This is a genomic window from Streptomyces sp. NPDC059957 (assembly GCF_042730015.1).
Classification (GTDB): Bacteria; Actinomycetota; Actinomycetes; order Streptomycetales; family Streptomycetaceae; genus Streptomyces.
The window spans coordinates 1-24,964 of the sequence record NZ_JBHWMB010000076.1; the positions used below are offsets into that span (position 1 = coordinate 1).

The window sequence follows — 24,964 nt, forward strand, 5'->3', positions numbered from 1 at the left end:
CCTCCCGGACCGCCGCCGCACCGGCGTTCGCGCCCCCACCTCACCCGGGGGCCGAACCCGTGCTCACCGCTACCGCTCGTCTTCGGCGAGCAGCCGCAGCGCCTCCAGGGCCACGGCGCTGCCCCGCGCGACCCCGGCCGCGACCACCTCACGGTGCGGGTCGTATCCGCCGGTCGCCTCCACGTCGACGAGGTCGTCGGCGTTCGCCCCGTCCACCACCAGCAGTCCGCCCGCGGTCAGCCCGCGCAGCGAAGCCGTCACCAGCAGCGCGGAGAGCTCCATCTCGATCGCGGCGACACCGGCCTTCTCGTACGCCGGGAAGGCGATGAGCCCCGGCTGGAAGGCGGCGCGCGTCCAGACGATGCCCCGGTGGTGGGGTGCTCCCGCCTCGACGGCCGCCCGCTGCAGCGCCAGTACCGCCTCTGGTGCGGACACCGCGGGATACTCCGGCGGCAGCAGCTGCCCGGTCACCCCGTCATCGCGTACCGCCGCCTCGGCGATCACCAGGTCCCCGTCTGCGATTCCGGGTCGGATCGCCCCCGCGGTCCCGAATCTGATCAGGGTGCGCACGCCCGCGTCGGCCAGCTCCTGGAAGAGCAGGATCGCGCCGGGTCCGCCGACCCCGTGGGAGGCGACCGTCACCGGGAGCCCTCGCCAACTTCCGCTGAACACGCGGTACTCACGGTGGTGGGACACCTCTTTCGCGTCCTCGAGTGATCCCGCGACGGCTTCGGCCCGCGCGGGGTCGCCTACGACCAGCGCGGAGGCCGGCAGGCCGGTGCGGGGGATGCGGGTGAGGGGCAGCAGGTCCTGGGTCATGCGACAGCTCCGGTTCTCGTACGGGTGGCACGGCGGCGGGCCGCCGTCGTCAGGAAGAGGGCCGCGAGCGTGACGGCGTACGGCGCTGCGTCCGTGGCCTGCTGCGGGAGGCCGAGGCCTTGCAGGCGGAAGCCGACCGCTTCGGCGACGGCGAACAGCAGGGCCGCCAGCAGTACGCCGACGGGTGCGGCGCGGCCGAGCATGACCGCCACCACCGCGATCCAGCCGCGGCCCGCGGTCATGTTCTCGGAGAACAAGGTGACGTTGCCGAGGGCGAGTTGGGCCCCGCCCAGACCGCACAGCGCCCCGGCGGCCAGGACCGCGCCGTAGCGGTACTTCACGGGACTCACCCCCAGTGCCGCCGCGGCCTCGGGCGCTTCGCCGACCCCGCGCAGCCTCAGCCCCCACACGTGGCGGGACAGCGCGAAGGCGGTGAGCGCCACGGCGGCCCAGGAGAGGTAGGCGAGCGGTGACTGCCCGCCGATCAGGGGGAGTCCGGACAGGGCGGGGTCGTCGAAGGTGCCCCGCACCCCGAAGACCGTACGCAGCAGGAAACCGGTGAGTCCGAGGGCGAGGAGGTTCATGGCCACGCCCAGCACCACCGCGTCACCGCGCAGGGTCACCGCGCCCACGGCCAGGATCAGGGAGTACGCGGCGGCGGCAAGCGCTGCCGCGAGCACTCCGAGCCACGGACTGCCGGTGAACCAGCTCGTGGTGACCGCGCTGAAACAGCCGATCAGCATCATGCCCTCGAGGCCGATGTTGAAGACGCCGGCCCTCTCGCAGATCGCCCCGCCGAGCGCGGCGAGCAGGATCGGGGTGAGCGCGCGCAGCACCGAGAGGAAGAGGTCGGTTTCGAGGGACATCAGGCGACCTTCACGTTCTCGTTCGTGTTCACGTCGTGGCTCTCATCGCTGCTCTCGTCGCTGTTCTCGTTGCTGTTCTCGCCGTTGGTCTCGTCATACGTCGCGCTCTCGCCCTTGCGTCGCCCGGCGCGCCGGGGCATCCGCGACCTGGAGGCGAGCAGGACGATGACCAGGGCCTGGAGCACCTGTGTCAGCTCGCGCGGGACCTCGGTGGCCCGCTCCATGCTCAGGCCCCCGACCTGCAGGACCGTGAAGAAGAGGGCCGCGAGCACGGTGCCGGCCGGGGCCGCGGCGGCGAGCAGCGCCGCCGTGAGTCCGGTCCACGTGTAGCCGGGGGCGGTGAGCGCGCCGTCGATGAACCGGTGCGGGAAGCTCAGCGCCCCGATCGCTCCCACCAGACCCGAGATGGCGCCGGAGGCGCCCATCAGCCGTAGTGTCAGCCGCCCGCGGTCGACTCCCGCGTACGCCGCGAAGCGCGGACCCAGGCCAGTCATCCGGACCTCGTACCCGGCGCTGGTGCGCGAGTCGACGAAGAAGTGGACCCCGGCCGCGGCGACGACGAGGAGCAGGCCGGCGGTCACCGTGGTCGACCCGAGCGCGGGCAGTTCCACGCCTTCGGGCAGCCGTCGTGTCTGCGGCAGACCGGAGCCGGGCTCCTTCAGCGGATACCGCGCCAGGTAGGAGGCGAAGGAGACCGCCGGATAGGACAGGAGCAGGCTGCTCACCAGGAGCGGAACCCCGAGGCGGGTCTCGCACACGGCGGCGAGCACGGCGTACGCGGCTCCGGCCGCCATGCCGGCGAGGAGGGACACCGCGACGGTGAGCGGTGCGGGCAGTGGTGCGTAGAGGCCGGTCACGGTGGCGGCGAGGCCGCCGAGCACCAACTGCCCGTCACCGCCCAGGTTGATCAGTCCGGCGCGGAGCGGCACGGCCAGCGCGAGGGCCATGCCCAGGACGCTGGTGGCGGTGGTCAGCGTGGCTCCGATCCCGTCGGGTCCGAGGGAGCCGCTCAGCACGGCCCCGTACGCGGTGAACGGGTCGGCCCCGGTGGCGGCGAGGAGGAGCACGCCGATCAGGAGGGTGGCGGCCACGGAGAACAGGACGGGGGAACGCAGTGCGGACGCGAGGGCGGATCGGGTGGGCAAGGTGCTCATGTCAGGCCTCCGCTCCGGCCAGGGCCAGCCCCAGGGTGTGTTCGTCCGCCTCGTCCCGGGTGTAGGAGGCCGAGATCCGGCCCTCGTACATCACCAGGATCCGGTCCGACAGGCCGCGGATCTCGCTGAGTTCGGCGGAGACCAGGAGCACCGCGTGACCCGCGTCCCGGTAGGCGACGAGCCGTTCGTGGATCTGCTGGATCGCACCGATGTCCACGCCGCGCGTGGGTTGTTCCACCAGCAACAGTGGTGCCTCATGGGCGAGTTCCCGGCCGACGAGCAGCTTCTGCAGGTTGCCGCCGGACAGGGCGCCCGCCGGGGCCCCCGGTGAGGGCGCCTTGATGCCGAAGCGTTCGATCAGGGACCGGGCATGGGCGCGCAGGGCCGCGGGGCGGAGCAGTCCGTGCCTGGTGGCGAGTGATGTCCGGTGGTGCCCCATCGCCAGGTTCTCCGCGACGGAGGCGGCGGGCGCGGTGCCGACCGCCGCACGGTCCTCCGGTACGTAGGCGAGGCCTGCCGCCCGGCGTCCGGCCGGTGACTCGTGGGTGATGTCGCGCCCGGCCAGCTCGATGTGGCCGGCGGTCACGGGGCGCAGCCCCGCCAGCGCTTCGATCAGCTCGCTCTGCCCGTTGCCCGCGACGCCGGCGATGCCGACGATCTCCCCGGCCCGGACGGTGAGGTCCACTCCGCGCACGCCGGAGACGGACAGCACCACCGCTCCGGGGGTCCCCGGCGGGTGGATCCGGTCCAGCTCCACCCGGCGGCCGGTCATCGCCTCGGCGATCTCGGCCGCCGTGGTGTCGGCGGTACGCAGCCGGGCCGTGACCCGTCCGTCGCGCAGCACCGTGACGTTGTCGCTCACCGAAAGCACCTCGTTCAGCTTGTGGGTGACGAGAATCACCGAATGCCCCTGCTCCGCCAGGGACTTGAGGACGGCGAACAGCTTTCCGGCCTCGTCGGGCGTGAGGACGGCCGTCGGCTCGTCGAGGATCAGGACGCGGGCCCCGCGGTGCAGCAGCTTGAGGATCTCCACCCGCTGCCGCACGCCGATGGGCAGAGCGCCGACCCGGGCGTCGGGGTCGACCGGCAGCCCGTGCTCCTCGGCGAGTTCGCGGACCCGGCGGCGCGCGGCCGCACGGTCGAGGAGGCCGAACCGGCGCGGCTCGGTCCGGAAGACGATGTTCTCGGCGACGGTGAGCGAGTCGAAGAGCCGGAAACCCTGGTGGACCATGCCGAGCCCGGCGCCGATCGCGTCGGCCGGGTCCGAGAAGTTCACCTCGCGGCCGTGGACGCGGATCGTGCCGGCGTCCGGTCGCAGCATCCCGTACAGGATCGACATCAGGGTGGACTTTCCGGCGCCGTTCTCCCCCATCAGGGCATGGATCTCGCCGCGCCGCACCCGCAGGTCGACGGCGTCGTTCGCGAGCGTCCCGGTGAACCGCTTGGTGATTCCCGCGAGTTCGACGACCGTCTCGGCGGGACTACTTGGCTGCGGGGTCATCGACCTTCAGCTCTCCGGAGACGATCTGGTCGCGCAGCCGCTTCACCTGGTCGAGGACCGCAGTGTGCCGGGCTATGACGCACTGGGACTCGGCGACGCCCTGTTCCAGGCCGGTCAGGCTGATGCCGCCCTCCTTGAGTCCGTACGAGACGGTCTGGCCGCCCTTGCCGCCGAGCACCTGCTCGATGCCCTTCTCCACGGCGACGTCGGTCTTCTTGATCACGTTGTCGACGACGGTGCCGGGCGCCGTGACGCACTGGTTCACGTCCACGCCGTACGCGAAGACCCCCTTGGCCTTGGCCGCCTCGAAGACTCCGTAGTTGCCCGCGGCCGCGGCGGCCATCAACTGGTCGGTGCCGGCCGCGATCAGCGAGCCGGCCTGTTCCTTGGCGCGGGCCGAGTCGTTGAAGGGCGACTGACCGCCGACGAAGCGGGTGGTCGCCTGGCTCGTGGGCGCGGTCGCCCTGGCCCCGGCCGCGAACGGTTCGCTGTAGCGCCGGAACTGGGGCGTGTCGAGCACGTCCACGGCCCCGACCTTGCCGCTCTTGGTGAGCAGCCCGGCCTCGGCTCCGGCCAGGAAGACCCCTTCGTGCTCCCGGAACACGGCGCAACTCACGTTGGGGTAGGCCTGCTTGGTGCAGGCATCGATCACCAGGAACTGCTGGTCCGGATGGGCCTCGGCCTGCTGGGCGGCCAGGTCGGCGAACTCGAAGCCGACCAGGACGATCACCTTCGGCTTGGCCTCCACGGCGCCCTGGACGTTCTGCTGCCGGGAGGCCACGTCGGTGGACTCGTAGACCTTGGAACTGCCCGAGCGTGCGGTGGCCGCGGCCTTCACGCCGTCCACGGAGAGCCTCAGGAACTCGTTCTGTCCCACCGCGTCCGGGGTGACGAGAGTGAACTGCGGGCCGGCGCTCTTGCCGCCCTCCTCCTTCTTCGCCGCGGCGGCGTTGCAGCCGGTGGCGAGCAGTACGCCTCCCGCCACGGTGGCGGCGAGTCGAAGGGCATGGGTACGGGATCTCCGGGACATGGAGGCGACCTTCCAGGACGGTTCGGGGGCGCACGGGTGCACGGACAGACGGGCACGGGGTGCACGAGGGAGGCGGCCGTTCGTATGTGAACGGCGCACGAGATCTGTGAAATCCACGTGAAATCAGACGAGTTCGGAAAGGGGCTCGTCAGGTGGCAGGCGGAGAAGCGGTCAGCCGCGACAGGCGTCGCTGGAGCACCGGCCGTAGTCGAGGTAGCGCCGCAGCGTCAACAGCATGTGCGCTCTCCCCTCGGACTACCGTGCAACAGATCGTTGAGGCCAGGAGAGTAGCACCGGGGTGCGCGTGACCGGTCCTCCGTCTCGAACTCTGGTTCCCACAGCTCCTGTACGGTGGCGCGCACCCCTCCCCCCTTCCTCCCTCGAGCCTTTGGAGTGCACTGTCATGACCAGGGAACTGCGTGCCGTCGAGTGGGCCGGAGACGGTCTCGCCCTGATCGACCAGACCGTTCTGCCGCACCGCAAGGAGGTGCTGCGCGTCACCGACGTGGAGGCTCTGGTGGACGCGATCCGGCGCCTCGTGGTGCGCGGGGCCCCGGCGATCGGCGCGGCCGGGGCGTACGGTGTGGCCATCGCGCTGTTGCAGGGCGACCGCGAGGGCTGGGACCGTACGCGGATACGCGAGGAGGTCGCCCGGATCCGGGCGGCCCGGCCGACCGCGGTCAACCTGGCCGTGTCCGTGGACCGGGTGCTGGCGAAGCTGGACGAGGGCGTGCCGGCCGTCCTGGCGGAGGCCGCCACCGTGCAGCGCGAGGACGTGGAGGCCAATCACGCTCTGGGCGCGCACGGCGCGGACTGGCTGCTGAAGCGGCTCGACAAGGACCGTCCCCTGCGCGTCCTGACGCACTGCAACACCGGGGCGCTCGCCACGGCGGGCTGGGGCACCGCGCTCGGTGTGATCCGTGAACTGCACGCCCGCGGGCTGCTCGAGACGGTGTACGCCGACGAGACCCGGCCGCTCCTGCAGGGAGCCCGGCTGACCGCCTGGGAGCTGGCCGAGGAGGGCATAGCGCACTACGTCCAGGCCGACGGCGCGGCAGCGGGGACCATCCTGCGGGGAGAGGTGGACTTCGCAGTGGTGGGCGCGGACCGGATCGCCGCGAACGGCGACACCGCGAACAAGGTCGGCACGGTCGGCATCGCTCTGGCGTGCGCGCACGCGGGCATCCCGTTCGTCGTCGCGGCGCCCACCACGACGGTGGACCTGGCCACCTTGAGCGGCGAGGAGATCACCATAGAACTCCGGGGTGAGGATGAGGTGTTGGAATGGGGCGGCGTCCGCACCGCACCGGCCGGTTCCCGCGGCCACAACCCTGCCTTCGACGTGACCCCGGGCAGTCTGGTGACGGCGCTGGTCACCGAGCGCGGGGTCCTGGAGGTGTCCGCGGGCGAGCTCCCCTCGGACCACCTGGTCTGAGGCGGCCCGAGGGCCTGTCGTCAAACTCCCGTCGTCGCCCGAAGGGCGGCCTTGCGGCGTCTGGTGCGTGCTCTCGGCGTGCCGGGCGGAAGCCCGCGTACTGGACGTACTTGGCTTCCGTCCGGTGCGGCGAGAGTGCGTGCCAGGCGTCGCGAGGCAGACGGGAGTTTGGCGACAGGCCCCAGCCGGCGCGCACGTCGAGGAGCTCGGCGGGGACCCGGCCGCCCTGGTCGTGGCCGGCGACAGTGCGGGCGGGAACCTCGCCGCCGCCTCGCTCCTGCTGGCCCGCGAGTGCGGGGGACCGGCCGTCGCGCTCCAGGTGCTGATCTACCCGTGCCTGGACGCCGCCGGGGACACCGCGTCCTACCGGGGCAACGCGGAGGGCTACTTCCTGACCGCGGCGCACCTGCGCTGGTTCTGGGAGCAGTACCTGGGCCCCGACGGCGACGGCGGTGATCCGCTGGCCTCCCCGCTCGCCGGGGACCCGAAGGGGCTGCCGCCCGCGTACGTGGTGGTCGCCGGCTGCGATCCGCTGCGGGACGAGGGGGAGGCGTACCACCACAGGCTGCTCGGCGCCGGAGTCCGTTCGGCCCTGGACTCCCACCCGGGAATGTTCCACGGATTCCTCGCGCTGGCCGCGGTGCTCCCCGAGGCCCGTCAGGCCTTGGCGCGATTGGGCGAAGTCGTCGACTCGACCCATAAGAACGGGAAGACTTCCGGTGAAACTGGGGGTGACGCAGGATAATTTCCCGGATCTCCTCTTGAGCAAGAGGGCCTCACATGCCTACCCTGTCCCGACGTGAGGTTCTCCTGTGGAGGAAGTGACATGACGGAAACTCTTGTGCCGGGTACCGGCGGTGCCGTGATAACCGCTGGTGACCGGGTGGTCGACCACCCGGCGTGGCCCGAGCTCAAGGCCGCCGTGGAGGAGATCCGGCCCTGGCAGTCGGCCGACGGCTCCATCGACTTCGAGCGCGAGGGGCACCACGCCCGCATCGCCGCCCCGGCCGCGGTCGAGCGCGTGATCGAGGGCATCGAGGCGCTGTCGCCGCTGCTCCCGCACGGCGCCGCGTACCACGCGGCCCTCATCGGCGACCTGCGCAAGTGGGCCGACGGCGGCTTCGGCGTGCCGGACTTCCTCGACTCCCTGCTGGCCTTCGCCCCGGCCGCCGAGCGCGCCGACGGGCTCCAGCACCTCGTGGTCTTCCCGATGTACACGCAGAACGGCAACCCGGACCGCAACCTCGAAGCCGTCGTGCTGAAGATGGTGTGGCCCGAGTGGCTCTCCGAGCTGGAGCGCACCCGGTACGACAACCCGCTCTTCCTCGGCATCACCTTCGAGGACTTCACCCCGGGCTACGACACGCACTCCGCCGTGCTCTTCCCGGAGACCATCGCGGTGCGCGAGGCCCCCGAGCGCTTCACCTGGGGCGGCATCTTCTGCGACCGCGAGGCCGCCCGCTACCGCAAGGTCACCGAGGCCGCCGTCGACATCCTGGGCATCGAGCTGCCCGAGGACATCGCCCGGATGGTCGAGGACCAGGAGCGCTGCGAGAAGGCCTTCGTCCTGTGGGACATGGTCCACGACCGCACCCACAGTCACGGCGACCTGCCGTTCGACCCCTTCATGATCAAGCAGCGCCAGCCGTTCTGGATGTACGGACTGGAAGAGCTGCGCTGCGACCTCACCGCCTTCAAGGAGGCCGTGAAGCTGGAGTCCGAGGGCAACGAGCACGGCCGTGACGTGCAGTACGCCGTCCTCTTCGACCGGATGTTCCGCTTCCCGGTGTCCGGCGACCGCACCCGCAACTACGACGGCCTCGGCGGCCAGCTCCTCTTCGCGTACCTCCACAAGCACGACGTCGTGCGCTGGACGGACAACAAGCTGAAGATCGACTGGATGCGCGCCCCGCAGGTCACCAACCAGCTGTGCGCCGAGATCGAGGGCCTCTACCGGGCCGGCATCGACCGCCCGAAGCTCGTCCACTGGTTCAAGGCGTACGACCTGGTCGCCGAGTACCTCGCCCCCCACCCGGGCTCCAAGTGGGCCAAGGGCCCCGACGCCCTGGACCTGACGCAGCCGCCCCGCAAACTCGTGGACGACGTGCTTCCGGACGAGTTTCCGCTGAGCATGTTCTATGAGGCCCTGGCCAAGAAGCTCAAGGGCGTGATCGCCTCGACCAAGGGCATCACGGCAGGGAACGCCGCGGAACGCGAGACCGCCGCGCGGGTCGCCGCGTGAGCGCTCGCCCACAGGAGGCTGCACAGATGAACGGCTCCGGTAACGGGAACGGAAAGCTCCACGGGGCGGTAGTGGCAGTGGCGGGGGCCGGCGGGCCCGCCGGCCGCGCCACCCTGCTCCGCCTCGCCGAGGCGGGAGCCGTGGTCGTCGCCTCCGACGCCGACGCGGCCCGCCTCGCCGAAGCGGTGGACGCCGCTCGCTACGCCCACGGCGGCGCCACCATCACCGGTGACACCGTCGACCTGCTCGACCTGGACGCCACCAAGGCCTGGGCCGAGCAGACCGAGAAGGAATTCGGCCGCATCGACGGCCTGGTCCACCTCGTCGGCGGCTGGCGCGGCAGCAAGACCTTCACCGACGTCGACCTCGCGGACTGGGCCTTCCTGGAGAAGCTCCTCATCCGCACCGTTCAGACAACCTCGCTCGCCTTCCACGACGGGCTGCTGCGCAGCGACCGCGGCCGCTACGTCCTGGTCAGCCAGTCCGGAGCGCACAAGCCGGTCGCCAATAACGCCGCGTACAACGCGGGCAAGGCGGCGGCCGAGGCCTGGACGCTCGCGATGGCGGATTCCTTCCGCAAGGCGGGTGGTGAGGACGGTCCGGGCGCCGCGGCTGCGATCCTGGTGATCAAGGCATTGGTACACGACGCGATGCGCGCCGAGCGTCCCACTGCGAAGTTCGCGGGCTTCACCGACGTCAAGGAGCTGGCCGAGGCCATCGCCGGCGTCTGGGAGCGGCCCGCCTCCGATGTGAACGGACAGCGCCTGTGGCTCACCCCCCAACCGTGAAGACCGGTGCAGTGAAGACCGCGATACGCAAGTCCGCCGCGAAGACCGACGCCCGCCGGCACCACGACCCGGCGGTGCGTGGTTTCGCGAGCGACAACTACGCCGGGATCCACCCGGAGATCCTCGCGGCCATCGCGCTCGCCAACGGGGGCCACCAGGTCTCCTACGGCGACGACGAGTACACCGAGAACCTGCAGCAGGTCTTCCGCGGCCACTTCGGCCCGCACGCCGAGGCCTACCCCGTCTTCAACGGCACCGGCGCCAACGTGACCGCCCTGCAGGCGCTCACCGACCGCTGGGGCGCGGTGGTCTGCGCCGAGTCGGCGCACATCAACGTCGACGAGGGCGGTGCCCCCGAGCGGATGGCGGGCCTCAAGCTGCTCACCGTCCCCACGCCGGACGGCAAGCTCACCCCCGAGCTCATCGACCGGCAGGCATGGGGCTGGGAGGACGAGCACCGGGCGATGCCCCAGGTCGTCTCGATCACCCAGAACACCGAGCTCGGCACGGTCTACACCGTGGACGAGGTCCGCGCGATCTGCGAGCACGCGCACGCCAAGGGGATGAAGGTCCACCTCGACGGCGCCCGGATCGCCAACGCCGCGGCCTCGCTCGACGTGCCGATGCGCAGCTTCACGAACGCGGTCGGCGTGGACGTGCTGTCCTACGGCGGCACCAAGAACGGGATGATGGCCGGCGAGGCCGTCGTCGTGCTGAACCCGGACTCCGTCCGGCAGATGAAGCACATCCGCAAGATGTCGATGCAGCTCGCCTCCAAGATGCGCTTCGTGTCGGTGCAGCTCGAGGCGCTGCTCGCGAAGGACCTGTGGCTGCGCAACGCCCGCCACGCCAACGCGATGGCGCAGCGGCTGGCGGCCGGGGTGCGCGAGACCGACGGGGTGGAGATCCTCTACCCGGTGCAGGCGAACGCGGTGTTCGCGCGGCTCCCGCACGAGGTCACGCGGCGCCTGCAGGAGCGCTACCGCTTCTACTTCTGGGACGAGATCGCGGGCGACGTCCGGTGGATGTGCAGCTACGACACCCAGGAGGAGGACGTGGACGGCTTCCTCCAGGCCCTCAAGGAAGAGCTCGCACGCTAGTGGCATAAATTCATAGGCATGCAGTCGGATGCATGGATATGCTCCTGGATCATGGAACTGATCCAGGAGCATTCCGACGTAGCCGCCTATCTGGCGGCCGATGAAGCGGTCGACCACGGCCATCCACTGGTCGACGAGACCGCCGACGCGCTATGGACGGCCACGGGCGACGCATATTCATACGCAAAGGCGGCCTTCGAGTTCGTCCGTGACACCATCCCTCACTCCGCCGACTCCGGGGACAACCGCGTCTCCTGGCGAGCCTCCGACGTCCTGGAGACGCGCAACGGGATCTGCTACGCCAAATCCCACGCGCTGACCGCCCTGCTGCGCAACCGGGGCATCCCGGCCGGCCTCTGCTACCAGCTCCTCGGCGACGACGACGGATCGAACCTCGCCCTCCACGGCCTCGTCGCACTGCGCCTGCCCGGCGGCGAGGGCTGGGCCCGGGTGGACCCGCGGGGCAACAAGCCCGGTGTGGATGCCCAGTTCACCCTCGACCGCGAACAACTGGCCTTCCCGGTCCGTCCTGAACTCGGCGAGATCGACTACCCGGGGGTGTATGCGGCACCCCGCCCGGCCCCGCTCAAGGCGCTCCAGGAGTCCGCGGACCGGCCGCAGTTGTGGCGGAACCTGCAGACGGCGCTGGAGCCGCCGGGGCGCCGGCGCCGGCGCCGGCCGTCTTCCGTATGCGGCCGCGCGCCGTCACCACGGTGTGCAGCAGGGCGGCGGCCAGTTGCAGGACCGCGATCGCGAGCACCAGGATCCAGGGCGGTACGTCGGCGGCGAGTCCCACGAGGGCGGCGCCCGTGGACGCGGCCGTCACCTTCAGTCCGGCGCCGAGCGTGAACACCTGGGTCCGCGCCCCGTCGGGCGCGAACTCCGAGCGGATCCGCAGGGTGGCCGTCAGCAGGGGCCCGTCGCACACCCCGGCCGCGGCGAACGCCACGGCCGCGAGCGGGAGGGACGGGGTGAACGCGGCCACCGTCAGCGCCACCCCGGTCGCCGCCATGGCCCAGCAGGCGAGCCGGCCCGCGGGGATGGTCGTGATCCTGCCCAGCGTCAGGGAGCCGGTCAGGGCGCCCAGGGCGAAGGCGGTCATCAGTACGCCGCCGCCACCCGGGCTGCCGAGCGAGGTGGCCAGGAGGACCGAGGTGACGGTGAGCGCCCCGAGGCCGAGGAAGGCCAGGGTCGTGGCCGAGGTGATGGCCCGCAGCTGCCGGATCCGCCACAGGGCGGCCAGCCCGGCGCCCATCCCGACCCGGGGTGCGCCGGGGCCGGGGTCCGGGCTTCCGTGCGGGCTCCCGTACGGAAGGGTCGCCGCGAGCGCCGCCGCCAGCGCGCCGGACGCGGCCAGGAGCGCCATCGCCGGCCCGGCCGAGCCGAAGGCCGCGACCAGGCTGACGGCCGCCGGAGCGGTGACCGCGGCGCCGTTGTAGGTCGACGCGTCCCAGCCGTACGCCTTGTCGCGCGCCGGACCGGCCGGAACCAGCCCCGCCACCAGGCTCGACAGCCCGCCCGTCACCATAGGCCCGCAGGAGCCGCCGAGTACCGCCACCGCGAGCACCACCGGGGTCGGAGCCCGCCCGAGCAGGAGCGCGAGTGCCGCCACGGCCGTGGTGAATCCCGCCAGGGCGCCCACCTGGAAGAGGCGGGGCCGGCGCGACCTGGCCGCGGCGGCGCCCGCGAGCGGAGCCGCGAGCACGTGCGGGGCCAGCCAGGCCGTCAGTACGAACGCGCCGTGGGCGGCGCTCCCGGTGCGCTGGAGGGCGAGCAGCACGACGGCCATGCCCATTCCCTCGGAGGCGAAGCGCGCCGCCAGTGCGGCGGCCAAGTACCGTCCGAGCCCCGGCATCCCGGCCCCTTTCGCCAGGTGACGTGGCAGAGGGGTGCGAGATTACGCCATACGGGTGTAGGGCGAAAGGATCGCTGTTTTCGGTCAATAGGAAACCTTCCTGTCTGACATCGTTGTCAGCTTGGCATGCGCATGAGTATCTTCGGCCGCAGGATTCCCCCCACGGACCCTCCGAAGGACCCCCCACCTTCGATCTCCGACCTCCGACCTCCAACCTCCGACCTCCGACCGGAAGGCGCTTCATGCGTTACGGAGTCCCCGCCGGGCTGCTCGCCTCGGCCCTCGGCCTGGTCGCGGCGCTGACCCTCGCCCCCACCTCCGCCGCCGTCACCCCCCACACCCCCGTCACCCCCGCCGTGTCCGCCGCCGCCCCCGCGGCCTTCGCCCATCCCGGAGTCCTGAACAGCCGCGCCCAGTTGGACTTCGTACGCACCAAGGTGCAGGCCGGGCAGCAGCCTTGGAAGGCGGCGTTCGACGCCATGATCGCGAGCCGGTACGGCTCGCTGTCGCGGACGCCCAAGCCCCGCGAGATCGTCGAGTGCGGCTCCTACTCCAACCCCAACCTCGGCTGCACCGACGAGAGGGAGGACGCCATAGCCGCGTACACCGACGCGCTCGCCTGGTACATCACCGGCGACGTGCGGTACGCGAAGAAGTCGATCGAGCTGATGGACGCGTGGTCGGCCCGCATCAAGGACCACACCAACAGCAACGCCCCGCTGCAGAGCGGCTGGGCGGGATCCACCTGGCCGCGGGCCGCCGAGATCGTCAAACACACCTACACCGGCGGCTGGCCGAACCAGGGACGCTTCGCCACGATGCTGCGCGAGGTCTACCTGCCCGAGGTGATCGGCGGGAAGCCGAACAGCAACGGCAACTGGGAACTGATCATGATGGACGCCGCCGTCGGCATCTCCGTCCACCTCGACGACCGCGCGAGCTACGACAAGGCGATGGCGATCTACCTCGGCCGGGTGCCCGCCTACTTCTACCTGGCCTCCGACGGGCCGCAGCCCAAGTACCCGCCGCGCTCCACCATCGACACCAGGAGCGAACTGATCGGCTACTGGCACGGCCAGAGCACCTTCGTCGACGGCCTGGCGCAGGAGACCTGCCGGGACTTCGGCCACACGGGCATGGGCATCGCGGCGACCATGCACGTCGCCGAGACCTCGCGCATCCAAGGGCGCGACCTGTACCCGGAGTTCAAGGACCGCTTCCGCCACGCGCTGGGCTTCCACGCCAAGTACGAGCTCGGTGAGGCCGTGCCCTCCTGGCTGTGCGGCGGGAGCCTGACCAAGGGCCTGGGCCCGGCGACCGAGGTCGGCTACAACGCCCTGCACACCCGGCTGGGCGTCACGATGGAGAACACCCGCCGGCTCACCGAGGGCCGCCGCCCGGCGGGAACCGAGAACCACTTCGAGGCGTGGGAGACGCTGACCCACGCGGAGAATCCGAACTGACGCACCCCGGCGTGAGACCGCACCCCCGGCGGGAGACCGCGGCCCCGCCCGACGGGCGGGGCCGCGGTCTGCCGTAAGAGTCAGCAGGCCTCATGGGCCCCATAGGCCTCGTGGGACCCGGCAGGCCTCAGCCTGCTTCCTTGACCTGCTCCGGGGTCGGCGCGGTGCCACCGAGGTGGGCCGGCAGCCACCAGGAGTCCTCGATGCCCTTGGGCTTGGCCGGGTAGGCGGCCTGAGCGGCGTCCAGCAGCTCCTGCACCCGTCCGCGCAGCCGGCGGGTGATGGCGCCGGCGTACTGGTCGGCGGGGGCCTCCAGCGGCTCGCCCACCCGCATCGTCACCGGGATGTGGCTGCGCTTGAGGTCCTTGGGGCGGCCCTTGGTCCACATCCGCTGCGTACCCCACAGCGCCACCGGGATCAGCGGAACGCCGGCTTCCTGGGCCATGCGCGCCGCACCGGACTTGAAGCTCTTGAGCGTGAAGGACTGGGAGATCGTGGCTTCCGGGAACACGCCGATGATCTCGCCGGAGCGCAGCGAGTCGAGCGCGTGCTGGTAGGCCGTCTCGCCCTGGGCGCGGTCCACCGGGATGTGCTTCATCGCGCGCATCAGCGGGCCGGACACCTTGTGCCGGAACACCGACTCCTTCGCCATGAAGCGGACGAGCCGCTTCTGCGGGCGAGCGGTCAGCCCGGCGAAGATGAAGTCGAGGTAGCCGATGTGGTTCGACACCAGAACGGCCCCGCCCTTGCGCGGGATGTTCTCGGTGCCCTTCATGTCGATGCGGACGTCGAGCGCACGGAAGAGGGTGTGCGCGGCACCGATAACCGGGGGGTAGACGAGCTCAGCCATGGTGGGGAGACCCCGCTTTCTGCCTGGAGGTGCTCCCGGCCGGAAGTTACGGCAGCGTAGGTACGCGGCCATGGGGATCGTGCCCCATACGAGAGCCGCAGGCCAGCCCAGACGCCCGTGCCCGGGGAGATTCTCGTCACGCCGGGAATGCGCCGCGCCCGCGGGGCGCTCCGATCAACGGAAGAACGTACCGGGATGATGGAAGGTGCCCGTACGGAGCGGGCGACGGCGGATGTGGCGGTTACGGCGGAGACGGGGGCGCGGGTGCGCGCAGGCGAGCGGGGCGAGGTCGTCGGCGAAGTCCGGCTGGGCATCGCCGAACTGGGTGCCGAGCCGGGGGAGCGGGCCACGCTCGTGCAGTTCTCCAGCGCCTTCTGCCAGCCCTGCCGGGCCACCCGGCGGCTCCTGGACGAGGTCGCGGCCATGGTCGCGGGCGTCCGGCACATCGAGATCGACGCCGAGAAGAACCTGGACCTCGTACGGGCCCTCGGCATCGAGAAGACCCCGACGGTACTGGTCCTGGACGCGGCCGGCCGGATCGTGCGGCGGGCCGCCGGAATGCCGCGCAAGGCGGACGTGATCGCCGCCCTGGGCGCCGCCGTATGACGCGGGCGCGGGCGCGGAACTCGCCGGGCTGCCGGCTCCCGGGGCGTCCGGTGAGCCGGTACGCGCGTCCGCACGCAGCGTGACGCGCCCTACATCTGCCCGTTCGGGCTTGACTGCGTACACGAGAGATCGCCAGGCTTGCGATATGCGGTATGAACTCCTGCTTTACGGACGGGGCACCTCCTGATGACGGCTCCGACGGCTCCGTCCCCACGGGTCGGCGCAGGTCTGCCCGGCTCGCCCGCGCTGTTGCGCTCGGTGTTCCGCCGGCACGCCGCGGGCGTCGCCGTGATCACCGCCGAGAGCGGCGGCCGGCCGGTGGGCTTCACCGCGACCTCCCTCAACTCCGTCTCGGCGGACCCCCCGCTCCTGTCGTTCACCATCGGCACCGGTTCCTCCAGCTGGCCCGCGATACGGGACTCCGAGCACCTCGGGGTCCACATACTCGGCGAGCACCAGGAGGAGCTGGCGGGTCTGTTCGCCCGCAACGGGGCCGACCGCTTCGGGCCGGTCACCGACTGGGCGCCCGGCCCGCACGGGGTTCCGGTCCTGGGCGGCGGCGTCCTGGCCTGGCTGGTGTGCCGGGTCGTGGCGCGGGTTCCGGCGGGGGAGCACCGGGTGATCATCGCGGAGGCGGTCGCCGGGGACCCTGCGGGGGATCCGGTGGGGGATCCGGCCGGCGAAGGCCGTCCGCTGCTGTACCACCAGGGGCGCTTCAACGCGTTGAGGGACTGAATCGTCCCTGCTGGGGCCGGTTCCGCCGGCGTTGGCCAGATCACAGTTCACCGGCCTTGCAACCTGGCGGAACCCGCTGTGTACTGACGAGTAACATTCCCGAACGGGGCGCGGGCCGCCCCGGCGGGAACGGCCCGAGATGGCGCCTATGCTGCCTGAACAAGGCGGTACCAGAAATGTCGATGCGGTAGGAGAGCCGGCGTGAGCCTGAGGATCGTTGTCTGTGTGAAGTACGTGCCCGACGCCACTGGCGACCGGCAGTTCACCGAAGACCTGACCGTCAACCGTGACGACGTCGACGGCCTGCTGTCGGAGCTCGACGAGTACGCCGTCGAGCAGGCGCTGCAGATCGCCGACGAGGCCGACGACGCGGAGATCACCGTCCTGACGGTGGGCCCCGAGGACGCGAAGGACGCGCTGCGCAAGGCGCTGTCCATGGGTGCCGACAAGGCCATCCACGTCGAGGACGACGACCTGCACGGCAGCGACGTCATGGCCACCTCGCTGGTGCTCGCCAAGGCGATCGAGAAGGCCGGTTACGACCTGGTCATCACGGGTATGGCGTCGACCGACGGCACCATGGGTGTCCTCCCGGCGATCCTGGCCGAGCGCCTGGGCGTCCCGCAGGTCACCCTGCTCTCCGAGGTCAAGGTCGAGGACGGTGTCGTCACCGGCCGTCGCGACGGCGACTCGGCGAGCGAGCAGCTGGAGGCCTCCCTCCCGGCGCTCGTCTCGGTGACGGACCAGTCGGGCGAGGCCCGCTACCCGTCCTTCAAGGGCATCATGGCCGCCAAGAAGAAGCCGGTGGAGTCCTGGGACCTGGAGGAGCTGGAGATCGAGTCCGACGAGGTCGGTCTCGAAGGCTCCTGGACCGCGGTCGACTCCGCGACCCAGCGTCCGGCCCGCACCGCCGGCACGATCGTCAAGGACGAGGGTGAGGGTGGCAAGTCGCTGGCCGCCTTCCTTGCGGAGCAGAAGTTCATTTAAGAACTGTCTGTCCGGCCAGAAGTTCATCCAGAGCTTCGGTCACCTCTCGATACCCCCTGACTACTTCGCATTCGCAGGAGCATCCCCATGGCTGAAGTCCTCGTCTACGTCGACCACGTCGACGGCGCCGTCCGCAAGCCCACCCTCGAACTGCTGACGCTGGCCCGCCGCATCGGCGAGCCCGTCGCCGTCGCCCTCGGCAACGGCGCCGAGGCCACCGCCGCCGTGCTCGCCGAGCACGGTGCCGTCAAGGTCCTCACCGCCGACGCCCCGGAGTTCTCCGACTACCTCGTCGTACCGAAGGTGGACGCGCTCCAGGCCGCGTACGACGCCGTCTCCCCGGCCGCCGTGCTGGTCCCGTCCTCCGCCGAGGGCAAGGAGATCGCCGCCCGCCTGGCGGTCCGCATCGGCTCCGGCATCATCACCGACGCCACCGACCTGGAGGCGGGTGACGAGGGTCCGGTCGCGACGCAGGCCGCGTTCGCCGCGTCCTTCAGCGTCAAGTCCCGCGTCTCCAAGGGCACCCCGGTCATCACCGTGAAGCCGAACTCGGCCCCGGTCGAGGCCGCCCCGGCCGCCGGCGCCGTCGAGGCGCTCGCCGTCACCTTCGGCGCCCTGGCCACCGGCACCAAGGTCACCTCCCGCACCCCGCGCGAGTCGACCGGCCGCCCCGAGCTGACCGAGGCCGCGATCGTCGTCTCCGGCGGCCGCGGCGTCAACGGCGCCGAGAACTTCCACATCATCGAGGCCCTCGCGGACTCCCTCGGTGCGGCCGTCGGCGCCTCGCGCGCCGCCGTGGACGCCGGCTGGTACCCGCACTCCAACCAGGTCGGCCAGACCGGCAAGTCGGTCTCCCCGCAGCTGTACATCGCCTCCGGCATCTCCGGCGCGATCCAGCACCGGGCCGGCATGCAGACCTCCAAGACGATCGTCGCGATCAACAAGGACGCCGAGGCCCCGATCTTCGACCTCGTCGACTACGGCGTGGTCGGCGACCTCTTCGCGGTCGTCCCGCAGCTGACGGACGAGATCAAGGCGCGCAAGGGCTAAAACCCTGCCGCAGGTGTTGACCTGCGGGTAAGTGGTCTCCGGGGCCGTGTGGTGTTTCTCACCGCACGGCCCCGAGTCGTTTGTCCAGGACGGCGCAGCGACCATTGACTGAGCGGAACCCCGTGACTAAATTCTGTAATGCGGATCTAAGATTCCGTGAAGCGGAAAAGAGGAGAGTGCACGATGGGTCAGCAGGAGAAGGTGGCGACGAGCCTCGCAGGCGCGGTCAGCGAGGGCATCAGCGCTTCCCTCAAGCCGGTGGACGCGGAACTCGCGCGCCACTACCCGGGTGACCCCGGCACCCGTCAGCCCATCCACACGGTCTACGTGCCCGGTGACGTCTTCGCGGCGGACACCATCCGCACCTGGGGCGACCAGGCCCTCGCGGCCCTCGACGAGCACGCCCCGGACGCCGCCACCTTCGCCAAGGTACTCGGCATCTCCGACGAGCTGGCGGTACCGGTCTACGACCGCGTGCGCGCCAAGCTCGCCTCCGAGCCCATCGAGGACCTGCGCGTCGACTTCGAGGACGGCTTCGGCGTCCGCTCCGACGAGGAGGAGGACCAGGCCGCGGCCCGCGCCGCCCGCCTCGTCGCCGAAGCCTTCTCCAACGGCACGAACGCCCCGTACATGGGCATCCGCATGAAGTGCATGGAGTCCAACGTCCGCGACCGCGGCATCCGGACCACCGACATCTTCCTGTCCGGCCTGCTGGCCCACGGCGGCCTCCCCGAGGGCCTCGTCCTGACGCTCCCCAAGGTCACCTACCCCGAGCAGGTCACGGCCTTCGTGCAGCTCCTGGAGGCCTTCGAGACCGCCCGCGGCCTGCGCCCGGGCCGGATCGGCTTCGAGATCCAGATCGAGACCAGCCAGTCCATCCTCGCCTCCGACGGCACCGCCGCGGTCGCCCGGATGATCGAGGCCTCCAAGGGCCGCGCCACCGGCCTGCACTACGGCACCTTCGACTACAGCGCCTGCGTCGGCGTCTCCGCCGCGTACCAGTCGAGCGACCACCCGGCCGCCGACCACGCCAAGGCGATCATGCAGGTCGCGGCCGCCGGCACCGGCGTACGCGTCTCCGACGGCTCGACCAACGTCCTGCCGATCGGCACCACCGAGCACGTCCACGAGGCCTGGAAGCTGCACTACGGCCTCACCCGCCGCGCCCTGGCCCGCGCCTACTACCAGGGCTGGGACATGCACCCGGCGCACCTGCCGACCCGCTACGCGGCCGTCTTCGTCTTCTACCGCGAGGGCCTCGAGACGGCCGCCGCGCGCCTGAAGGCGTACGTCGCCAAGATCGAGGGCGACGTCATGGACGAGCCCGCCACCGCGAAGGCCCTGGCCGGCTACCTGGTCCGCGGCCTGGACTGCGGCGCCGTCGGCGCCGACGAGGTCACCGCCCTGACCGGCCTGACCCGCGCAGAACTCGACGCCTTCGCCATCCCGCGCCGCTCGGCAACGCTGACGGCGACCGCCTGAGTCTGAACGTCGTGAAGGGCCCGGCCCGGCCTGCTACCGGGGCCGGGCCCTTCGTGTGTCCGTCTCCGGCAGCACCCAGAACCGCAGGGTGCCGTCCTCCCCGGCGGTGGCCAGAAGGCTCCCGTCCGGGGAGAAGGCGACGCCACGGACGGCGCCGGAGTGTCCGGTCAGGGGCGGATGGACGGCGAACCCGCGGGTGCGTGTGTCCAAAACCTTGACGACACCGTCCGCGCCGGCGCTGGCGAGCAGCCTCCCGTTGGGGGAGAAGGCCAGGTCGTAGACCCGCGCGGCATGTGCGACGAGTCGCTGATTGGGCGGTCGCTGGGTGGCGTGGTCCCACAGCTGGAGGGTCCCGACGAGGTCGCCGACGGCCAGCAGCCGGCCGGAGGGGGAAAGGGCCATGGCGCCGAGCTTGGGCCCGTAGGTTTCCAGGTCTCGTCCGGTCGGTTCCGGTGGGGCCAGGTCCCACCGTGTCACCTTCGTGTCGTGCGCGGTGACCAGGGTGCGGCCATCGGGAGAGAGGGCCAACGCGAAGGCGTCCGATACCGGATCGGGTCCCTCGTCGGCCACGTCGGCGGGGTCGATGGCTGTCGGGAGGAGCGACAGGCCGCCGGCTCCGACCGTCGCCACCAGCCGGCCGTCCGCACTGAACGCCACATGCGGCAGGAGCGATACCGGGGCGACAAGAGGCGCGGTCCGGGGTGCTTCCCGGCTCCACAGGGCCGCCGGGCCGCCGTCGTCGGGGAACTCCAGGCCCCACGGGCCGCCGAGCGGTAGCTTCAGGACCTCCGGCAACCGGGCCCGGGTTTCCGGATCCCAGGTCAGGATCCTCCGGTCGGCCGTCTGGACGAGGAGCCGGGAGCCGTCCGGGGAGAAGACGAGCCGGCCCAGTGGCTTCCCGGTCCCGCTCGACACGGCGGGCAGGGCGAGGGCGTGCCCCTGGCGCAGCATCGCGGCCGCGGACCGCGCTCCGAGGGAAGGCACGGATCCGGTGGTGACCGGGTTCCGGTGGTAGACCACCACGGTGTCCCTCTCGCCGCAGGCGGCCAACATCCGTCCGTCGGACGAGAAGGCGACGTCGTGGAGCGCCATGTCGGACCCGGCCAGTGGTTCGCCGACCCGACTGCCCGTGGCTGTGTCCCACAGCCGTACGGTGCCGTCGTCGCAGGCCGTGGCCAGCAGCCTGCCGTCGGGGGAGAAGGCCGCTCCGCAGGTCGAACCGTCAGGTACCACCAGCGGCCCGCCGAGGGCGCCACCGGTGACGGCGTCCCACAGCCGGGTCCCGTCGAGGCCCACCGTGGCGAGCAGTCTCCCGTCCGGCGAGAAGGCCATCACCTCGTTCTCGTGTCCGGGCATGGGCTCCCCGACGCCCGCTCCCGCGACGGGGTCCCACAGCCGCAGGACGTGCCTTCCCTTGATCCCGGCCAGCAGATCACCGCCGGGGAGAAAGACCAACGCCCGGACCTCCCCGAAGTGCCCGATGTACGGGTTCCCGTCCGGTTCCCCGGTGGCAGTGTTCCAGGGGCGAACGCTCTCGTCGTCGGCGGCGGTGACGAGCACGCGGCCGTCGGGCGAGAAGGCCAGCACGCCGACGGCCGCTTCGTGGCCGAGAAGGGCCGGGCCCACCGGCGCGAGGTCCGACAGGTCCCACAGCCTTGCCGCACCCTGATCGTCGCCCATGGCCAGGGTTCGGCCGTCCGGCGAGAAGGCCACCGCGACGACGTGCTCCTCGGGGCTGATCTCGCCCACGAGCCGGCCGCGGACGGGATCCCACAGGTGTACGTCCCCACCGCCGACGGTCGCGAGCATCCGTCCGTCGGGGGAGAACACCGCGCCGTGGTTCGGGTACTCGTGCACGGTCAGCCGGTGGGCGACGGAGAACCCGGCCCCACCAGTCGGCGTGTACGGCGGCGCGGGGGGTCCTGCCGGCCAGGGGGCGGCCCCGGGCACGGCCTTCGCGTGCCCGGGGTCGACCGCGGGCACGGCCTTCGCGCGGTCGGGGTCGACCCAGGGCACGGCCTTCGCGCGGTCGGGCGCCGCCGGCTGGAGGGACGCCAGGGCCCGCCAGCGGCTCCGCCAGGGCTCCAACCGAGGGGAGTTGTGTGGTGGGACGGCGGTCTCCTGCCCGAACTCGTCATAGGAGTACAGGATCCGCACCAACGCCATCAGGGTGTCGAGGCTCAGCAGCCGCTTCCCCCGGAACGCATCGCTCTGCGTGGCCACCGGGAGCCGGATTCCGGCCCCGGACTTCGACGCCCGGGCTTCCAGCTTCCGATAGGGGGGATTGCCGCGCCCGATCCGGAGTTCCCGCAAGTCGCTCGCGAGGCGGCTGAGTTCCTCGTCGAACCCGTTCTGTACCGTGCCCACCCGTGCCCCCCGGACCGTTCGGACCATCAGGCTAGAGCGTGATCCGCCGAACGGTCCCGGACTTGTCGGAACAGCGCCGGACACCGGCGGAAGTGTTCGGAGTCCGGCAGCGATCGAGAGACCGGCAGATCCGTTCGGCCCGTGCGGGTTCGGGCCCGTCGGTCCGTTGGAATCGGACCATGACCACACATCAAGACCCGTCCGACCCCGGTCCGTTCCTGTCCCTGCACACGGCCGTCGTCCTGCTGGGCGCCGTCCTGACCGGCCTCGCAGCGGGGGTGCTCACCTACCTCGGGGGGACCGTCGCCGCGCTCTCGGTGCTCGCCGGACTGACCGCGGCCGGGGCCGCGGTGCCCGTGCTGCGTGGGCTCATCCGGTGAACGGCGGGATCTCGCCCGAGCCGCGGGGGATCAGGCGGGTGGGGAGTTCGATGCGGGCCGGGGGGAGGTCGGCGCCCGCCAGGCGTTGGAAGAGGCGGTCGGTGGCCACGCGGCCCAGGGCCGCGGCGTCCTGGGCGATCACCGTGATTCCGGGGTTCAGCAGGTCGGCGAGTTCGAAGTCGTCGAAGCCGACCAGGGCCACCGGGCGGGGCAGGGACGCGAGGACGCGTACGGCCGTGACCGTCACGCGGTTGTTCCCGGCGAAGAGGGCCGTCACCGGCTCCGGGCCGGACAGCATCGACCGGGCGGCGGCCGAGACGCGCTCGGGGGCCGTTGTGCCGAGGGAGATCCAGGATTCGGTGATGGGCAGGCCGGCGTTCGCCATGGCCGCGCGGTAGCCCCGCAGTCGCTCGGTCGCGGTGTGGATGTGCGGGTGGTCGCCGATGAAGCCGATCCGGCGGTGGCCGCCCGCGATCAGGTGGGCCACCCCGTCCCGGGCGCCGCCGAAGCTGTCGGACAGGACGACGTCCGCGTCGATCCGGCCCGCCGGGCGGTCCACGAACACCGTGGCCACCCCGGCCCTGATCTCCGGCTCCAGATAGCGGTGGTCGTTCCCGGCCGGGATCACCACGAGCCCGTCCACCCGCCGGGCGCACAGTGCGAGCGCCAACTCCCGCTCGCGCTCCGGGTCCTCGTCGCTGGAGCCGTTGATGAGCAGGGCGCCGTGGGCGCGGGCCACCTCTTCCACGGCCCGGTTGAGCGGTCCGTAGAAGGGGTCGGAGAGGTCCTCCAGGACCAGGCCCACGGTGGCGGTGCGGCCCTTGCGCAGGACGCGGGCGCTGTCGTTGCGGCGGAAACCGAGCGCGTCGATGGCCTCCTGGACCCGCTTCTCGGTGTCCGGGGTGACACCCGGCTCCCCGTTGACCACGCGTGACACCGTTTTGAGGCCCACGCCGGCCCGGGCCGCCACGTCCTTCATGGTCGGCCTGTTGCCGTAGCGGGGCTCGGGCGGGCGGCGGGTGTGGGGCACGGTGTCGGACCTCCGGAAGGGGCGGGCGCGGTGGCGGTGCGGGCCCGGCGTTGCGGACAGGCCCCTGACCTTGAGGATAAGCACTCGCAGGAGCGCCGGGGTTTCCGTGGCAGGGTGGTACGGGCAAGCCACTGGGGGCATCGGGAGAGGGGTAGACGTGATCGTCTGGATCAACGGCACGTTCGGCGCCGGCAAGAGCAGCACAGCGCGCGAGCTGACCGGCCTCCTGCCGGAGAGCACCTTGTTCGACCCGGAGTTCATCGGTGACGCGCTGCGCGTGCTGCTGCCGCGCAAACGCCTCGCGGAGGTGTCCGACTACCAGGACCTGCCGAGCTGGCGCCGGCTCGTCGTGGATACGGCCGCGGCGATGCTGGCGGAGCTGGGCGGGGTGCTGGTGGTCCCGATGACGCTGTTGCGGCAGGAGTACCGCGACGAGATCTTCGGCGGGCTCGCGGCGCGCAGGATCGCGGTGCGGCACGTGCTGCTCGCCCCCGAGGAAACGATCCTCCGGGAGCGGATCGCGACCCGGGAAGAGCCCGGGGCGGCGGCGGACGTGGACCTGCGGGTGAGGAAGTGGGCCTACGACCACATCCCGGCCTACCAGCACGCTCTGGGCTGGCTCGCGGTCGACGCCCACGTCATCGACAACGGGACCCTGACCGTACGGGAGACGGCCGAGCGGATCGCCGAGGCCGTACGCACCGACACGGCCCGGGTCTGCGACATCGTGCAGACCCCGCAGCCGACGCGCGAGACGGTGGCCGCCGGAGTGCTGCTCTTCGACGACGCGGACCGGGTGCTCCTGGTCGACCCGACGTACAAGCCGGGGTGGGAGTTCCCGGGCGGGATCGTCGAGGCCGGCGAGGCCCCGGCGTGCGCGGGGGTACGGGAGGTCGAGGAGGAACTCGGTCTCGTACTGGAACGCCTCCCCGAGCTCCTGGTCGTGGACTGGGAGCCGCCGGGGCCCCCGGCGGGCTACGGCGGCCTGCGGCTGCTGTTCGACGGCGGCCGGCTGTCGTCGGCTCAGGCCGGGCGGCTGAGGCTGCCCGGGCCGGAGCTGCGGGCCTGGCGGTTCGTGACGGAGGAGGAAGCGGCGGACCTGCTGCCGCAGGTGCGGTACGAGAGGCTCCGATGCGCCCTGCGGGCTCGTGAACGGGGCCGGGCGGCGTACCTGGAGGCGGGGCGCGCGGTCCCGTAGCCGGGCGGCTGCGGGGGGCCGGGGCA

The 24,964-nt window shown here is 71.8% G+C and carries 22 protein-coding genes and 1 pseudogene; 14 read left to right on the forward strand and 9 right to left on the reverse strand.

The annotated features are described in order from the left end of the window. Positions 1-69 precede the first annotated feature (69 nt). Genes ACFWBW_RS34380 through ACFWBW_RS34400 form a run of 5 tightly spaced genes read right to left on the reverse strand, consistent with a single transcriptional unit; the run spans position 70 to position 5,370 of the window. Positions 70-819 (reverse strand): nucleoside phosphorylase, encoded by a 750-nt coding sequence (locus ACFWBW_RS34380; RefSeq protein ID WP_385381221.1) that lies wholly within the window; start codon positions 817-819, stop codon positions 70-72. Beyond that, complete coding sequence (locus ACFWBW_RS34385) at positions 816-1,685, reverse strand: ABC transporter permease (protein ID WP_385381224.1); 870 nt, start codon at positions 1,683-1,685, stop codon at positions 816-818. Before ACFWBW_RS34385 ends, ACFWBW_RS34380 begins: the two co-directional genes overlap by 4 nt. Continuing rightward, positions 1,685-2,839, reverse strand: coding sequence for an ABC transporter permease (locus ACFWBW_RS34390; protein ID WP_385381227.1), 1,155 nt, complete (start codon positions 2,837-2,839; stop codon positions 1,685-1,687). The genes ACFWBW_RS34385 and ACFWBW_RS34390 overlap by 1 nt, the downstream gene beginning before the upstream one ends. A gap of 1 nt (position 2,840) precedes the next feature. Then, positions 2,841-4,340 carry an ABC transporter ATP-binding protein gene (locus ACFWBW_RS34395; RefSeq protein ID WP_385381230.1) on the reverse strand — a complete coding sequence of 500 codons (1,500 nt, stop codon included), beginning with the start codon at positions 4,338-4,340 and terminating at the stop codon, positions 2,841-2,843. Further along, on the reverse strand, positions 4,321-5,370 hold the full coding sequence (locus tag ACFWBW_RS34400; RefSeq protein ID WP_385381233.1) for a BMP family ABC transporter substrate-binding protein: 1,050 nt from the start codon (positions 5,368-5,370) through the stop codon (positions 4,321-4,323). The genes ACFWBW_RS34395 and ACFWBW_RS34400 overlap by 20 nt, the downstream gene beginning before the upstream one ends. A gap of 403 nt (positions 5,371-5,773) precedes the next feature. Here ACFWBW_RS34400 and mtnA point away from each other — a divergent pair, with 403 nt between their 5' ends. The 6 genes and pseudogenes from mtnA to ACFWBW_RS34430 all read left to right on the forward strand — a co-directional run. Beyond that, positions 5,774-6,805: an S-methyl-5-thioribose-1-phosphate isomerase gene (gene mtnA / locus ACFWBW_RS34405; protein WP_385381236.1), complete on the forward strand. Its 1,032-nt coding sequence runs from the start codon at positions 5,774-5,776 to the stop codon at positions 6,803-6,805. A gap of 139 nt (positions 6,806-6,944) precedes the next feature. After that, positions 6,945-7,550 carry an alpha/beta hydrolase fold domain-containing protein gene (locus ACFWBW_RS34410; RefSeq protein WP_385381239.1) on the forward strand — a complete coding sequence of 202 codons (606 nt, stop codon included), beginning with the start codon at positions 6,945-6,947 and terminating at the stop codon, positions 7,548-7,550. 81 nt (positions 7,551-7,631) lie between these two features. Then, positions 7,632-9,047: a DUF6421 family protein gene (locus tag ACFWBW_RS34415; protein ID WP_385381243.1), complete on the forward strand. Its 1,416-nt coding sequence runs from the start codon at positions 7,632-7,634 to the stop codon at positions 9,045-9,047. A gap of 26 nt (positions 9,048-9,073) precedes the next feature. Next, positions 9,074-9,835 (forward strand): SDR family NAD(P)-dependent oxidoreductase, encoded by a 762-nt coding sequence (locus tag ACFWBW_RS34420; protein WP_385381246.1) that lies wholly within the window; start codon positions 9,074-9,076, stop codon positions 9,833-9,835. After that, positions 9,832-10,935, forward strand: a complete 1,104-nt coding sequence (locus tag ACFWBW_RS34425; RefSeq protein WP_385381249.1) for a threonine aldolase family protein — start codon at positions 9,832-9,834, stop codon at positions 10,933-10,935. Before ACFWBW_RS34420 ends, ACFWBW_RS34425 begins: the two co-directional genes overlap by 4 nt. A 51-nt stretch (positions 10,936-10,986) precedes the next feature. Further along, a pseudogene (locus ACFWBW_RS34430) lies at positions 10,987-11,583 on the forward strand (transglutaminase family protein); the annotation flags it as partial. Here ACFWBW_RS34430 and ACFWBW_RS34435 read toward each other — a convergent pair. Further along, positions 11,522-12,790 (reverse strand): MFS transporter, encoded by a 1,269-nt coding sequence (locus tag ACFWBW_RS34435; RefSeq protein ID WP_385381252.1) that lies wholly within the window; start codon positions 12,788-12,790, stop codon positions 11,522-11,524. The pseudogene ACFWBW_RS34430 and the gene ACFWBW_RS34435 sit on opposite strands and share 62 nt — an antisense overlap. Before the next feature lie 242 nt (positions 12,791-13,032). Here ACFWBW_RS34435 and ACFWBW_RS34440 point away from each other — a divergent pair, with 242 nt between their 5' ends. Continuing rightward, positions 13,033-14,253: an alginate lyase family protein gene (locus ACFWBW_RS34440; RefSeq protein WP_385381255.1), complete on the forward strand. Its 1,221-nt coding sequence runs from the start codon at positions 13,033-13,035 to the stop codon at positions 14,251-14,253. Positions 14,254-14,380: 127 nt separating this feature from the next. Here the strand turns inward: ACFWBW_RS34440 and ACFWBW_RS34445 are convergent, their stop codons facing one another. Continuing rightward, on the reverse strand, positions 14,381-15,103 hold the full coding sequence (locus ACFWBW_RS34445; RefSeq protein ID WP_385381258.1) for a lysophospholipid acyltransferase family protein: 723 nt from the start codon (positions 15,101-15,103) through the stop codon (positions 14,381-14,383). Between the two features lie 195 nt (positions 15,104-15,298). Here ACFWBW_RS34445 and ACFWBW_RS34450 point away from each other — a divergent pair, with 195 nt between their 5' ends. The 5 genes from ACFWBW_RS34450 to ACFWBW_RS34470 all read left to right on the forward strand — a co-directional run bounded on the left by ACFWBW_RS34450 (position 15,299) and on the right by ACFWBW_RS34470 (position 19,963). Beyond that, positions 15,299-15,709 (forward strand): TlpA family protein disulfide reductase, encoded by a 411-nt coding sequence (locus tag ACFWBW_RS34450; protein ID WP_385381261.1) that lies wholly within the window; start codon positions 15,299-15,301, stop codon positions 15,707-15,709. Positions 15,710-15,895: 186 nt separating this feature from the next. Next, the gene (locus tag ACFWBW_RS34455) at positions 15,896-16,444 is read left to right on the forward strand and encodes a flavin reductase family protein (protein ID WP_385381264.1); all 549 of its coding nucleotides are present in this window, start codon (positions 15,896-15,898) and stop codon (positions 16,442-16,444) included. A 201-nt stretch (positions 16,445-16,645) separates the two neighbouring features. Next, the gene (locus ACFWBW_RS34460; RefSeq protein ID WP_243342015.1) at positions 16,646-17,431 is read left to right on the forward strand and encodes an electron transfer flavoprotein subunit beta/FixA family protein; all 786 of its coding nucleotides are present in this window, start codon (positions 16,646-16,648) and stop codon (positions 17,429-17,431) included. Between the two features lie 87 nt (positions 17,432-17,518). Further along, the gene (locus ACFWBW_RS34465) at positions 17,519-18,481 is read left to right on the forward strand and encodes an electron transfer flavoprotein subunit alpha/FixB family protein (protein WP_385381267.1); all 963 of its coding nucleotides are present in this window, start codon (positions 17,519-17,521) and stop codon (positions 18,479-18,481) included. Between the two features lie 183 nt (positions 18,482-18,664). Further along, the gene (locus tag ACFWBW_RS34470; protein ID WP_250738901.1) at positions 18,665-19,963 is read left to right on the forward strand and encodes a DUF6986 family protein; all 1,299 of its coding nucleotides are present in this window, start codon (positions 18,665-18,667) and stop codon (positions 19,961-19,963) included. Between the two features lie 33 nt (positions 19,964-19,996). Here ACFWBW_RS34470 and ACFWBW_RS34475 read toward each other — a convergent pair whose 3' ends face one another. Further along, the gene (locus tag ACFWBW_RS34475; RefSeq protein ID WP_385381270.1) at positions 19,997-22,330 is read right to left on the reverse strand and encodes a WD40 repeat domain-containing protein; all 2,334 of its coding nucleotides are present in this window, start codon (positions 22,328-22,330) and stop codon (positions 19,997-19,999) included. Between the two features lie 179 nt (positions 22,331-22,509). Here ACFWBW_RS34475 and ACFWBW_RS34480 point away from each other — a divergent pair, with 179 nt between their 5' ends. Continuing rightward, positions 22,510-22,710, forward strand: a complete 201-nt coding sequence (locus ACFWBW_RS34480; RefSeq protein WP_385381273.1) for a hypothetical protein — start codon at positions 22,510-22,512, stop codon at positions 22,708-22,710. On the opposite strand, the gene ACFWBW_RS34485 is transcribed toward ACFWBW_RS34480, so the two are convergent. Beyond that, the gene (locus ACFWBW_RS34485; protein WP_385381313.1) at positions 22,700-23,689 is read right to left on the reverse strand and encodes a LacI family DNA-binding transcriptional regulator; all 990 of its coding nucleotides are present in this window, start codon (positions 23,687-23,689) and stop codon (positions 22,700-22,702) included. The two genes, ACFWBW_RS34480 and ACFWBW_RS34485, sit on opposite strands and share 11 nt — an antisense overlap. Before the next feature lie 208 nt (positions 23,690-23,897). Between ACFWBW_RS34485 and ACFWBW_RS34490 the strand changes: the two genes are divergently transcribed. Then, positions 23,898-24,938, forward strand: coding sequence for an NUDIX domain-containing protein (locus tag ACFWBW_RS34490; protein ID WP_385381277.1), 1,041 nt, complete (start codon positions 23,898-23,900; stop codon positions 24,936-24,938). Positions 24,939-24,964 lie beyond the last annotated feature (26 nt).

Bases quoted from the DNA above. Each gene is read 5' to 3' on its own strand.
- ACFWBW_RS34400 (WP_385381233.1), bottom strand. From the start codon at position 5,370: ATGTCCCGGAGATCCCGTACCCATGCCCTTCGACTCGCCGCCACCGTG.
- ACFWBW_RS34485 (WP_385381313.1), bottom strand. From the start codon at position 23,689: ATGAAGGACGTGGCGGCCCGGGCCGGCGTGGGCCTCAAAACGGTGTCA.
- ACFWBW_RS34450 (WP_385381261.1), top strand. From the start codon at position 15,299: ATGATGGAAGGTGCCCGTACGGAGCGGGCGACGGCGGATGTGGCGGTT.
- ACFWBW_RS34390 (WP_385381227.1), bottom strand. From the start codon at position 2,839: ATGAGCACCTTGCCCACCCGATCCGCCCTCGCGTCCGCACTGCGTTCC.
- ACFWBW_RS34395 (WP_385381230.1), bottom strand. From the start codon at position 4,340: ATGACCCCGCAGCCAAGTAGTCCCGCCGAGACGGTCGTCGAACTCGCG.
- ACFWBW_RS34465 (WP_385381267.1), top strand. From the start codon at position 17,519: ATGGCTGAAGTCCTCGTCTACGTCGACCACGTCGACGGCGCCGTCCGC.
- ACFWBW_RS34420 (WP_385381246.1), top strand. From the start codon at position 9,074: ATGAACGGCTCCGGTAACGGGAACGGAAAGCTCCACGGGGCGGTAGTG.
- mtnA (WP_385381236.1), top strand. From the start codon at position 5,774: ATGACCAGGGAACTGCGTGCCGTCGAGTGGGCCGGAGACGGTCTCGCC.
- ACFWBW_RS34445 (WP_385381258.1), bottom strand. From the start codon at position 15,103: ATGGCTGAGCTCGTCTACCCCCCGGTTATCGGTGCCGCGCACACCCTC.
- ACFWBW_RS34415 (WP_385381243.1), top strand. From the start codon at position 7,632: ATGACGGAAACTCTTGTGCCGGGTACCGGCGGTGCCGTGATAACCGCT.
- ACFWBW_RS34480 (WP_385381273.1), top strand. From the start codon at position 22,510: ATGACCACACATCAAGACCCGTCCGACCCCGGTCCGTTCCTGTCCCTG.
- ACFWBW_RS34380 (WP_385381221.1), bottom strand. From the start codon at position 819: ATGACCCAGGACCTGCTGCCCCTCACCCGCATCCCCCGCACCGGCCTG.
- ACFWBW_RS34455 (WP_385381264.1), top strand. From the start codon at position 15,896: ATGACGGCTCCGACGGCTCCGTCCCCACGGGTCGGCGCAGGTCTGCCC.
- ACFWBW_RS34385 (WP_385381224.1), bottom strand. From the start codon at position 1,685: ATGTCCCTCGAAACCGACCTCTTCCTCTCGGTGCTGCGCGCGCTCACC.
- ACFWBW_RS34470 (WP_250738901.1), top strand. From the start codon at position 18,665: ATGGGTCAGCAGGAGAAGGTGGCGACGAGCCTCGCAGGCGCGGTCAGC.
- ACFWBW_RS34435 (WP_385381252.1), bottom strand. From the start codon at position 12,790: ATGCCGGGGCTCGGACGGTACTTGGCCGCCGCACTGGCGGCGCGCTTC.
- ACFWBW_RS34440 (WP_385381255.1), top strand. From the start codon at position 13,033: ATGCGTTACGGAGTCCCCGCCGGGCTGCTCGCCTCGGCCCTCGGCCTG.